The 11,319-nt window shown below is 69.6% G+C and carries 11 protein-coding genes; 7 read left to right on the plus strand and 4 right to left on the minus strand.

Features of this window, described 5'->3' with window-relative positions; translation table 11 throughout:
• The first annotated feature begins 150 nt into the window (after window positions 1-150).
• The 5 genes from QFZ58_RS26190 (at window position 151) to QFZ58_RS26210 (ending at window position 6,154) form a co-directional block, all read left to right on the plus strand.
• A complete protein-coding gene (locus QFZ58_RS26190; RefSeq protein WP_307127347.1) occupies window positions 151-1,422 on the plus strand; it encodes an extracellular solute-binding protein in 1,272 nt (423 codons plus the stop codon).
• A 21-nt stretch (window positions 1,423-1,443) separates the two neighbouring features.
• A complete protein-coding gene (locus QFZ58_RS26195; protein ID WP_307127348.1) occupies window positions 1,444-2,460 on the plus strand; it encodes a carbohydrate ABC transporter permease in 1,017 nt (338 codons plus the stop codon).
• Window positions 2,457-3,335, plus strand: coding sequence for a sugar ABC transporter permease (locus QFZ58_RS26200; RefSeq protein WP_307127349.1), 879 nt, complete (start codon window positions 2,457-2,459; stop codon window positions 3,333-3,335). The genes QFZ58_RS26195 and QFZ58_RS26200 overlap by 4 nt, the downstream gene beginning before the upstream one ends.
• Window positions 3,336-3,434: 99 nt before the next feature.
• Window positions 3,435-5,111 carry a glycoside hydrolase family 13 protein gene (locus QFZ58_RS26205; protein ID WP_307127350.1) on the plus strand — a complete coding sequence of 559 codons (1,677 nt, stop codon included), beginning with the start codon at window positions 3,435-3,437 and terminating at the stop codon, window positions 5,109-5,111.
• Entirely contained in the window at window positions 5,096-6,154 is a 1,059-nt protein-coding gene (locus QFZ58_RS26210; protein WP_307127351.1) for a LacI family DNA-binding transcriptional regulator, read from the plus strand. Before QFZ58_RS26205 ends, QFZ58_RS26210 begins: the two co-directional genes overlap by 16 nt.
• 105 nt (window positions 6,155-6,259) lie before the next feature.
• Here QFZ58_RS26210 and QFZ58_RS26215 read toward each other — a convergent pair whose 3' ends face one another.
• The gene (locus QFZ58_RS26215) at window positions 6,260-6,469 is read right to left on the minus strand and encodes a DUF397 domain-containing protein (protein WP_307127352.1); all 210 of its coding nucleotides are present in this window, start codon (window positions 6,467-6,469) and stop codon (window positions 6,260-6,262) included.
• On the minus strand, window positions 6,466-7,344 hold the full coding sequence (locus tag QFZ58_RS26220) for a helix-turn-helix transcriptional regulator (RefSeq protein ID WP_307127353.1): 879 nt from the start codon (window positions 7,342-7,344) through the stop codon (window positions 6,466-6,468). The genes QFZ58_RS26215 and QFZ58_RS26220 overlap by 4 nt, the downstream gene beginning before the upstream one ends.
• Window positions 7,345-7,507: 163 nt before the next feature.
• Here QFZ58_RS26220 and QFZ58_RS26225 point away from each other — a divergent pair, with 163 nt between their 5' ends.
• A complete protein-coding gene (locus QFZ58_RS26225) occupies window positions 7,508-7,939 on the plus strand; it encodes an ATP-binding protein (protein ID WP_307127355.1) in 432 nt (143 codons plus the stop codon).
• A 116-nt stretch (window positions 7,940-8,055) separates the two neighbouring features.
• Here the strand turns inward: QFZ58_RS26225 and QFZ58_RS26230 are convergent, their stop codons facing one another.
• Together QFZ58_RS26230 and QFZ58_RS26235 are read right to left on the minus strand one after the other, a co-directional pair.
• Window positions 8,056-8,838 (minus strand): alpha/beta fold hydrolase, encoded by a 783-nt coding sequence (locus QFZ58_RS26230; protein ID WP_307127356.1) that lies wholly within the window; start codon window positions 8,836-8,838, stop codon window positions 8,056-8,058.
• A 109-nt stretch (window positions 8,839-8,947) separates the two neighbouring features.
• Window positions 8,948-9,151 carry a hypothetical protein gene (locus QFZ58_RS26235; RefSeq protein ID WP_307127357.1) on the minus strand — a complete coding sequence of 68 codons (204 nt, stop codon included), beginning with the start codon at window positions 9,149-9,151 and terminating at the stop codon, window positions 8,948-8,950.
• Window positions 9,152-9,570: 419 nt separating this feature from the next.
• On the opposite strand from QFZ58_RS26235, the gene QFZ58_RS26240 reads away from it, so the two are divergent.
• The gene (locus QFZ58_RS26240; RefSeq protein ID WP_307127358.1) at window positions 9,571-11,304 is read left to right on the plus strand and encodes a carbohydrate-binding module family 20 domain-containing protein; all 1,734 of its coding nucleotides are present in this window, start codon (window positions 9,571-9,573) and stop codon (window positions 11,302-11,304) included.
• Window positions 11,305-11,319 lie beyond the last annotated feature (15 nt).

Here is an 11,319-nt window from a genome sequence, read left to right on the forward strand (position 1 = left end):
GCTTGACGGCAACCTTGAGGACACGCCAATGTAACGATCAGCGGCGCTTGCAGAAATCTTCCGCAAGGTCTTTCGGTCGTCTTTCATCCTTGTTACGTTCACGTCGACCCGGCGCCGCGACGGAGCGGTACGGCAGTTGAAGGAGTTCAGATGCGACGTGGCATAACGGCCACCGCCCTGGTCGCGGCCCTGGCGCTCGCGGCGACCGCCTGCGGCAGCGACGACGAGTCCGGCGGCAGCAAGAGCTCGGGCGAGCTCTCCGGCACGGTGACGTGGTGGGACACCTCGACCGTCGGCAGCGAGGACAAGGTCTTCAAGAAGATCGCCGAGGGTTTCGAGAAGAAGCACCCGAAGGTCGACGTCAAGTACGTCAACGTGCCCTTCGGTGAGGCGCAGAACAAGTTCAAGAACGCCGCGCAGGCCGGCGCCGGCGCCCCCGACGTCATCCGCTCCGAGGTCGCCTGGACCCCGGAGTTCGCGGACCTCGGCTACCTCGCTCCGCTGGACGGCACCTCGGCGCTGAAGGACGAGGACGACTTCCTCGAGCAGGCCGCCGCGTCGACCGAGTACAACGGCAAGACGTACGCGGTTCCGCAGGTCATCGACTCCATGGGCATCTTCTACAACAAGAAGATCTTCGCGGACGCCGGTGTCGAGGTCCCCAAGAACATCGGCGACCTGAAGACCGTCTCCAAGACGATCAAGGAGAAGACCGGCAAGACCGGTCTCTACCTGCGCGGCGACGACGCCTACTGGTTCCTCTCCTTCCTCTACGGCGAGGGCGGCGACCTGGTCGACGCCTCGTCCAAGACCGTCACGGTGGACGAGCCCGAGGGCGTCAAGGCCTTCAAGACCGTCAAGGAGCTCGTCGACTCCGGTGCGGCGAAGACCGATGCCACCGACGGCTGGGAGAACATGCAGTCGTCGTTCAAGGACGGCAAGGTCGCGATGATGATCAACGGCCCGTGGGCCGTCGCCGACACCCTGACCGGCAAGGAGTTCACCGACAAGGCGAACCTGGGCATCTCCCCGGTGCCGGCCGGTTCCGCCGGGCAGGGCGCCCCGCAGGGCGGCCACAACCTCGCCGTGTACGCGGGTTCCAAGAACCTCGAGGCCTCGTACGCCTTCGTCGAGTACATGACCTCGGTGGAGACCCAGGCGCAGACCGCCGGTGAGCTGAACCTGCTCCCGACCCGCACCTCGGCGTACTCCAAGCAGGAGGCCGCGGACAGCGAGATCGTCCAGTTCTTCAAGCCCGTCGTCGAGACCGCCGTCGAGCGTCCCTGGATCCCGGAGACCGGCAGCCTCTTCGCGCCGCTCGTCACCGAGTACACCAAGGTCCTCACCGGCCAGACCACGCCGGAGAAGGCCGCTTCGACGACCGGCGACTCCTACCGCAAGCTCCTCGAGGGCTGGAAGTAACCCAGGAAGGCAGGCCGGCTGATGGCTGTCCACACCAGCCAGTCGGTGGCGAAGGCCGCGGGCGACGACGTCGCCCGCGGCCGGAGCCGCGGTACTGGTAACCCCCCGCCCCCGAGCAGGCTCCGGCGGGCCATGTCGGTCCACTGGTACGCCTGGGTCATGGTCGCCCCGGTCGTGATCGTGATCGGCGTGATCATCGGCTATCCGCTGGTCCGCGGCGTCTACCTGTCGCTGACCAACGCCAATGAGCGCAACGTCGCACGGTCCATCGGTGTCAACGAACTGCCCGCCACCTACGAGTTCGTGGGCGTCGACAACTACGTCGACGCGCTGACGGGTACCCAGTTCCTCGGCACGCTCGGCTGGACCCTGGTGTGGACGGTCTCCTGCGTGGGCATCACGTTCTGCCTGGGCATGGGCCTCGCCAACATCCTCAACCGCCGTATCGCCGGACGCTCCGCCTACCGCATGGCCCTGATCCTGCCCTGGGCCATCCCCGGTTTCGTCTCGGTCTTCGCCTGGCGCTTCCTCTACAACGAGGACCGCGGACTGCTCAACAAGGTCCTCGGTGGCGCCGGCATCGACGGCATACCGTGGCTGAACGACCCGACGTGGGCCAAGTTCTCGGTCATCGCCGTCAACGTCTGGCTCGGCGTGCCGTTCATGATGGTCGCCCTGCTCGGCGGGCTGCAGTCGATCCCCTCGGAGCAGTACGAGGCCGCCGAGATGGACGGCGCCACCGCCTGGCAGCGCTTCCGCCACATCACGCTTCCCGGACTGCGCCCGGTGTCCACCACGGTGATCCTGCTCTCCACCATCTGGACCTTCAACATGTTCCCGGTGATCTTCCTGCTGACCCGCGGCGGACCCGGCGAGGCCACCCAGATCCTGGTCACCCAGGCGTACAAATTCTCCTTCGAGATCAGCCCGCGCGACTTCGCGCAGTCCTCCACCTGGGGCGTGCTGATCCTCGTACTCCTGATGCTCTTCGCCATGGTGTACCGGCGAGTGCTCCGCACGCAGGGAGACAACTGGTGACCACCGCAACGGCAACCACCCCCCGCCACGGCACACGCAAGCCCCGGCTGCGCGGCGACCGTTCCCCGGCCGCCTCCGTGGCCCTGCACCTCACCCTGATCATCGCCTCGGTGATCGCGGTCTTCCCGGTGCTGTGGGTCCTGCTGACCTCGCTGAAGCCTGCCAAGTTCGCCACGACGACGGACTTCTTCAAAGAGACGACGTTCGAGAACTACACGAACCTGATCAGGGACACCGAGTTCCTGAGCTGGTTCGGCAATTCCGTGATCGTCGCGGGACTCTCCACCGTCATCGGCGTCTTCGTCTCCGCCACCACCGGCTACGCCGTCAGCCGCTTCCGCTTCCCCGGCAAGCGCGGGCTGATGTGGACGCTGCTGATCACCCAGATGTTCCCGGTCGCCGTCCTCATCGTGCCGATCTACAACATCATGTCGAGCATCGGCCTGCTCAACCAGCCGGCCGGCCTCGTCATCACCTACCTCACCATCTCCGTGCCGTTCTGCGCCTGGATGATGAAGGGCTTCTTCGACACGATCCCGCAGGAGATCGACGAGTCGGGACAGGTCGACGGGCTCACCCCCTTCGGCACGTTCTGGCGGCTCATCCTGCCGCTCGCCAAGCCCGGTCTCGCCGTCACCGCCTTCTACTCCTTCATCACCGCATGGGGCGAGGTGGCGTACGCCTCCGCCTTCATGGTCGGTGACGAGAACCTCACGCTCGCCGGCGGACTGCAGAAGTTCGTCAACCAGTACGGAGCCCAGTGGGGCCCGATGACCGCGGCGTCCGTGCTGATCGCGATCCCGGCCGCCCTGGTCTTCCTCTTCGCGCAGAAGCACCTGGTCACCGGCATGTCCGCCGGAGCCGTGAAGGGCTGACGCGCCCAGGCCCGTACGACCGAACGCACCCGTCACGGCGGCGCCGGACCCCCGACCCGGTCCCGGCGCCGCTCCCCACCCAGACACCCCAGGGACGACATGACCCAGCACCTCGCTGCCCCCTCCACCGGCACGTCCGACGACGCCCCGGGACACCGCACCGGCTGGTGGCAGGACGCGGTGATCTACCAGGTCTATCCGCGCAGCTTCGCCGACGGCAACGGCGACGGCATGGGCGATCTCGCGGGCATCACCGCGCGGCTCCCCTACCTCAGGGACCTCGGTGTCGACGCCGTCTGGCTCAGCCCCTTCTACGCCTCGCCCCAGGCCGACGCCGGTTACGACGTCGCCGACTACCGGGCCATCGACCCCATGTTCGGCACGCTGCTCGACGCCGACGAGCTGATCCGCGAGGCCCACGACCTGGGCCTGCGCATCATCGTCGACCTGGTGCCCAACCACTCATCCGACCAGCACGAGTGGTTCAAGCGCGCCCTCGCCGAAGGCCCGGGAAGCCCCCTGCGCGAGCGTTACCACTTCCGCCCCGGCAAGGGCGCCGACGGCGGACTCCCGCCCAACGACTGGGAGTCCATCTTCGGCGGGCCCGCCTGGACGCGGACCACCGACCCGGACGGCACGCCCGGCGAGTGGTACCTGCACCTCTTCGCGCCGGAGCAGCCCGACTTCAACTGGGAGCACCCGGCCGTCGCCGACGAGTTCCGCTCGATCCTGCGCTTCTGGCTCGACATGGGCGTCGACGGCTTCCGCGTCGACGTCGCCCACGGCCTCGTCAAGGCCGAGGGACTGCCCGACCTGGGCGCGCACGACCAGCTGAAACTGCTGGGCAACGATGTCATGCCGTTCTTCGACCAGGACGGTGTGCACGAGATCTACCGCAGTTGGCGCATCATCCTCGACGAGTACCCCGGCGAGCGCATCGCCGTCGCCGAGGCGTGGACCCCCACCGTCGAGCGCACCGCCAACTACGTGCGTCCCGACGAGATGCACCAGGCCTTCAACTTCCAGTACCTCTCCACCGCGTGGAACGCCGACGAGCTCCGTACGGTCATCGACACCTCGCTCGCCGCGATGCGTCCGGTGGGCGCCCCCGCCACCTGGGTGCTCTCCAACCACGACGTCACCCGGCACGCCACCCGGTTCGCCAACCCGCCGGGTCTGGGAACCCAGATCCGTACCGCGGGCGACCGCGAGCTCGGGCTGCGAAGGGCCCGCGCGGCGACCCTGCTGATGCTGGCACTGCCGGGCTCCGCCTACGTGTACCAGGGCGAGGAGCTCGGCCTGCCGGACGTCACCGACCTGCCCGACGAGGCCCGACAGGACCCGTCGTTCTTCCGCGCCGAGGGCCAGGACGGCTTCCGCGACGGTTGCCGGGTGCCGATCCCGTGGACCCGCGGAGGCAGCTCGTACGGCTTCGGTGACGGCGGCAGCTGGCTGCCGCAGCCCGCCGGCTGGGGCGAGCTCTCCGTCGAGGCGCAGACCGGCCGGGAGGGCTCCACCCTGGAGCTGTACCGCGCCGCGATCGCCCTGCGCCGCGAGCACCCGGGGCTCGGCGCCGGTACGGACGTGGAGTGGCTGGCCGCCCCCGAGGGCGTGCTCGCCCTCGGCCGTCCGGGCTTCGTCTGCACCGTCAACACGACCGGCGCTCCGGTCCGGATGGCCGTCCCCGGCACCCTGCTGCTCGCCGGGGCCCCGGTGACCGTCGAAGGCGACACGTTCGAACTGCCCGCCGACACCACGGTGTGGTGGACGGTGTGACCGTCCCCGCCCCCAGGACCGGGCCGGCGCTGCGGCTCTCCGACATCGCCGGTCAGGCCGCGGTCAGCGAGGCCACCGTCAGCCGGGTGCTGAACGGGAAGCCGGGCGTCGCGGACACCACGCGTCAGCGGGTGCTCGCGGCGCTCGACATCCTCGGCTACGAGCGTCCCGTACGGCTGCGGCAGCGCAGCGCCGGGCTGATCGGGCTGGTGACGCCGGAGCTCACCAACCCGATCTTCCCGGCGTTCGCGCAGTCGGTGGAGCAGGTGCTCGCCGGGCACGGCTACACACCCGTGCTCTGCACCCAGCTGCCCGGCGGCGCCACCGAGGACGAGCTCGTCGAACAGCTCGTCGAGCGCGGTGTCGGCGGGATCGTCTTCCTGTCCGGGCTGCACGCCGACACCTCTGCGGACCCGGCACGCTACGCCGCGCTCAGCGACCGTGGGGTCCCCTTCGTCCTGATCAACGGGTACAACGAGCGCATCAGCGCCCCGTTCGTCTCACCGGACGACACGGCAGCCGTCCGTATGGCCGTCGGGCACCTCGCCGAGCTCGGCCACCGGCGGATCGGCCTGGCGATCGGGCCGCAGCGCTACGTGCCCTCCCGGCGCAAGCGCGAGGGGTTCGTCGAGGCGGCCGTGTCCGTCCTCGGCATGTCCCGCGAGGAGGCCGAACTCATGGTGTGCTCCACGCTGTTCGGCGTGGAGGGCGGCCAGGTCGCGGCGGGCGCCCTGCTCGACCGTGGCTGCACAGGCATCGTCTGCGGCAGCGACCTGATGGCGCTCGGCGTCGTCCGGACGGCCCGGGGGAGGGGGCTGGACGTGCCCCGGGACGTCTCCGTGGTGGGCTTCGACGACTCCCAGCTCATCGCCTTCACCGACCCGCCGCTGACCACGGTGCGCCAGCCGGTGCAGGCGATGGCCTCGGCGGCCGTGGGGGCGCTGCTGGAGGAGATCGGCGGAAGCCCGGTGCAGCGTACGGAGTACGTGTTCCAGCCGGAGCTGGTGGTACGCGGGTCCACGGCGGCGGCGCGCGGCGCCTGAGGCGGTGCGGCAGCGGGTAGCGAGGGGCCGGGTCCGGAGGGGGGACCCGGCCTTTCGCGTGCCCGGCCCCGTCGGCGCCCGCGGCGAGCAGCTGTAACGGGACGGTCAGCTCTCGGAGGCGTACGTCACGAAGGCTTCCCAGGCGGTCGTGGTGAACCCGAGGCGCGGTCCGGGCAGATCCTTGGAGTCCCGCACATGCACCGCTCCGAGCGCGGTCGCCACTTCGACGCAGTCATTGCCGTCACCGCTGCTGCTGTAGCTGCTCCTGAGCCACTCGAGCTCGGTGGCTCCCTTGGCAGAGGGCTTGTGAATCATGTTTCTCCAAGCAGTTGCTCAATGAAGGCCAGCGACTCACGTGGCGTAAGAGCCTGCGCCCGGATCATGCCATAGCGCAGTCCGAGGATCCTCAGTTGCTTCGGGTCGGAGACCGGACGGCCGTTGAACGCGCCTTCGGATCGCCCCACCGCACTGCCGTCGGCAAACCTCAGAACCTCGATCAGCCCACCCGTCCCGGGATGCTCCTCGCGACACGTCGGCATCACCTGGAGTGCCACGTTCGGCAACCGCCCTACCTCCAGCAGATGTTCGAGTTGGCGGCGCAGAACCATTGTGCCTCCGACCGGGCGGCGGAGTGTCACCTCTTCCTGGACAAAACTCAGTGACGGGAGTGGGACCCGGTCGAGCATGGATCGTCGGGCCGAGCGAGCAGCCACCACCCGGTCCATCTCGTCCTGCGTGTAGGCCGGTAGCCACGAGGCGAACAGCGCCCTCATGTGCTCCTCGGTCTGCAACAGGCCGTTGATGTTGTGGTGGTGATACGCCTCCAGTTCGACGGCTTTGGCTTCCAGCTTCGCGAGGTCCCGCACCTTCTTCGGGTAACGCGCCTCCTCCAACTCCCGCTTCAGGATCGCGAGTTTCCCGCCCGCCCCCAGCACCTCGTCCGCCCTGTCCAGGAACTCCGGCCGGGGGATGCGCCTGCCGCCCTCCACCTTGTAGACCAGGTCCTCGCCGTAACCGATCGCGGCCCCGAACTCACCGGCACGCATGCCTGCCGCTTCCCGCCAGGCCTTGATCTGCCGGCCCACCGTGGCGACCATCGCGACCCCCGACTCGTCGTCCGGATCGACGTCCCAGCCGTGATCGTCCGCTCCGTGGTCCCCGCGATCCGTACCAGCCTCGTCCACGCTCATCCGTGCCCCACTTCCGACGCGCCTGCCGTTCCTGCCCAACCTCTGTCGTTCCCGGCGAGTCACCCCGGACAGCCGGGACAGCACCGGACAGGAGCGGGACAATCACCGTACGTAACGTCTCTGTCGCTTCCCACGCTACGCAGGCGGGACCACGCTGAGTGACGTGACCCAAGAAACCACCCGAACCGAACATTCCACTCCCACTCGGCGGTTCACCGTGCTGCTCTCTCCCACCCGCCGGGGTGCCAGGCTCGCCCGTCTGCTCGCCACGGCGCATCTGGGCGACTGGGGCCTGCCCACGGAGGCGGCCGCGCACATCGTGGGCGAACTGGCCACGAACGCCGTCGTTCACGGCCGCGTACCGGGCCGCGACTTCCGTGTGCACCTCTCGGTCCACCACGACGCGCTCCTCCGCATCGAGGTCACCGACACCCGGGGTGAGCGGCTGCCTCCCGTGCCCGGCGCCGCCCCGGCCGCCGACGCGGAAACGGGGCGGGGCCTGCTGATCGTCGGGGCACTCGCGGACCGCTGGGGCGTCGACGTCGGGCCGGTGCCGCGCAAGACGGTCTGGGCCGAGATCGACCTCGTACGGTGACCCCTGCCACCGGGTCGCGGGAGCCCGCGACCCGGTGCGCCGGGACGTGGTGGCCCACCACGCTGTGCGCCTGTGCTGTGGCCGGTGGTCCGGCGTCTCCGTCAGTGACGTGCTCGTCAGCCGCGCGGCCCGGAGGCCGAGAGCGCGGCGGCCGTCTCGCGCGCGAACGCTTCCGGGTTGTCCAGCATGATGTTGTGCCCGCAGTCCGGGACCGGGACCACGCGCACACCGGCTTCGGTGAGCGAACCGTGGTCGGCGGGCGCGCCGTCGGCCTGCGGGAACAGGTACGTTCGCGGGATCTGAAGCTCCAGCAGCAGCTCACGCATGGTCGGAGTGGTCCCGCGGGTGAGGTGCACGGCGCTGCGGTGGAGAGCCTCCAGGCCGGTCAGGCGCATCGTGGACCACCAGTGGGGCCCCGCCAGGTCACGGATCTGCCGCCAGTCGCCCGCCAGGAAGTCGGCCTCGGAGAGGGCGGCGATCCCGCCGCTCCCCGGGGCGCCGGGTACCGGCGTCGAAGGATCGAGATTCGCGTCCACCAGCACCAGGCGTGACACCAGGCGTGGGTGACGAGCGGCCAGGACGACGGCCACGGACCCGCCCATGCTGTGCGCCACCAACTCCGCGCCGGTGACGCCCGCGTGCGTCAGAGCGGTGGCCAGTGCATCGGCGTGTGCTTCGAGGCGGTAGTCGAAGTCCGTCGGGCGGTCGCTGATGCCGTGCCCCAGCAGGTCGACGAGCAGGGACCTGCGGCCCGTGAGCAGCGGATGGGCGGCGGCCTGTGCGAAGTAGGCGGGGGAAGTTGAGCCGAGGCCGTGTACATAGACCCGGGCCGGTCCCTGCCCGGGCAGCTCCACCCAGCGGATCCGGTCCCCTCCGGGGGTCACAACGGCGTCGCGCACTCTTCGCTCCTCCTGGCTCATCGCTGATCGGCAAGAGCGTAGCCCGTGAGCCGGGGCGGTCTCCTGGGGGCTCAGGACGGGGCGGCGGTGGCCCGGTGGTGGCGCGGCATCAGCCCAGGCCGGTCGCGACCACCAGGCCCGCGACGGCCCGGGCTGCGCCCTTCACGACAGGTGTGCGCCGGCGGTGGTCCGCGGTGCAGGCGGTCTCGGTGTCCTCCGCGAGCCGTAATCGAGGGAGAGGAGCAGGACGAAAGGCGATGGCTGTGCGTACGAACACCCGCTCGCGGGTGCGCAGTGGTCGTCCGGTGCTCATGGGACGCATCCAGCGGGCCGACGCACGGGAGAGGTCCGGAAGTCGGCCCGGGATGGGCCGGCGGGGAAGCGACGTCCGGACCTCTCCGCGCAGTGACCGGCCCGGCCGGCCGGGCGCGTGGGACCCGGCGTGCCGGCCCCCCGGCCGGCCGGGCCGGAGTCGGGATGAACTTAACAGTCCCGCAATAAATTGCGTAAGTCCTTGCAGGAAGAAATCTCCGAGATTTCGGCGAGATGAGCGGGGTGTGTTCGCGTCGTGTCCAGGGGGTTGACCAGGGCAGGCCGGACTCGTACGGTCTGCTGCACCCCAGGTTTTGCATTCTTGCTGCAAGAACCTTCAGGAGCCTTGACGGCACGGCGCGTTGCCCGGTGAGGCTGCTCCGCCATCCCCCGCACTTCCCCCACCGCAGGAGGAACGTCATGGCACGCAGACCACTGTCTGCCTCGCTCGCCCTGGTCACCGGCGCCGCCGTCCTGGTCATCCCCACCGGACTCGGCGGCGCCGGCACGGCCCAGGCCGCGCCGCCCGGTGAGAAGGACGTCACCGCGGTGATGTTCGAGTGGAAATTCGCCTCCGTCGCCAAGGCCTGTACCGAAAGCCTCGGCCCGGCCGGTTACGGCTTCGTCCAGGTCTCACCGCCCCAGGAGCACATCCAGGGCAGCCAGTGGTGGACCTCGTACCAGCCCGTCAGCTACAGGATCGCCGGCCGGCTCGGTGACCGTACGGCCTTCGCGAACATGGTCAGCACGTGCCATGCCGCGGGCGTCAAGGTCATCGCCGACTCGGTGATCAACCACATGTCGGCCGGTTCGGGCACCGGCACGGGCGGCTCCTCGTACACCAAGTACGACTACCCGGGCACCTACTCCGCCGGCGACATGAACGACTGCCAGTCGCAGATCACCAACTACGGCGACCGGGCCAACGTCCAGAACTGCGAGCTGGTCGGCCTCGCCGACCTGGACACCGGCGAGGAGTACGTACGCGGCAGGATCGCCGGCTATCTCAACGACCTGCTCTCCCTGGGCGTCGACGGCTTCCGCATCGACGGCGCCAAGCACATACCGGCCACCGACCTCGCGAACATCAAGTCCCGGCTCAGCAACCCGGGCGTCTACTGGAAGCACGAGGCGATCTACGGTGCGGGCGAAGCCGTCTCGCCCTCCGAATACCTCGGCAGCGGTGACGTCCAGGAGTTCCGTTACGGCCGCAGCCTCAAGCAGGTCTTCAAGAACGAGAACCTCGCCGGCCTGAAGAACTTCGGCGAGGGCTGGGGCTTCATGGAGTCGGGCAGATCGGCGGTCTTCGTCGACAACCACGACACCGAGCGCGGCGGAGACACCCTGAACTACAAGGACGGCGCCGACTACACCCTGGCGAGCGTCTTCATGCTGGCCTACCCGTACGGCTCCCCGGACGTCCACTCCGGCTACGAGTGGTCCGACAAGGACGCGGGCCCGCCCAACGGCGGTCAGGTCAACGCCTGCTACAGCGACGGCTGGAAGTGCCAGCACGCCTGGACCGAGATCGCCTCCATGGTCGGCTTCCGCAACGCCACCCGCGGCCAGGCCGTCTCGAACTGGTGGGACAACGGCGGCGACCAGATCGCCTTCGGCCGGGGCACCAAGGGCTATGTCGCGATCAACCACGAAGGGTCCCCGCTGACCCGCACGTTCCAGAGCTCCCTGCCCGCCGGTGACTACTGCGACGTCCAGTCCGGCAAGGGCGTCACCGTCAACGGCTCGGGGCAGTTCACCGCCACCCTCGGCGCGAACACGGCCCTCGCCCTGCACGCCGGGGCCCGCACCTGCGCCGGAGGCGGTGGCACGACCCCGGACCCGAACCCCGGGACGGGGCAGTCCGGCGCCTCCTTCGGCGTCAACGCCACCACCGTCCCCGGCCAGAACATCTACGTCACCGGCGACCAGGCCGCGCTCGGCAACTGGCACCCCGGCAGCGCCCTGAAGCTCGACCCGGCGACGTACCCCGTCTGGAAGCTCGACGTCGGCCTGCCCGCCGGGACGACGTTCGCCTACAAGTACGTCCGCAAGGACGCGAGCGGCAACGTCACCTGGGAGAGCGGCGCCAACCGCACCGCCACCGTGCCGGCCTCCGGCAAGGCCACGCTGACCTCCGACGTCTGGCGCGGCTGACCCGTACGTCCGGCG

Origin of the sequence: Streptomyces sp. B1I3 (genome assembly GCF_030816615.1) — a bacterium.
GTDB lineage: Bacteria > Actinomycetota > Actinomycetes > Streptomycetales > Streptomycetaceae > Streptomyces.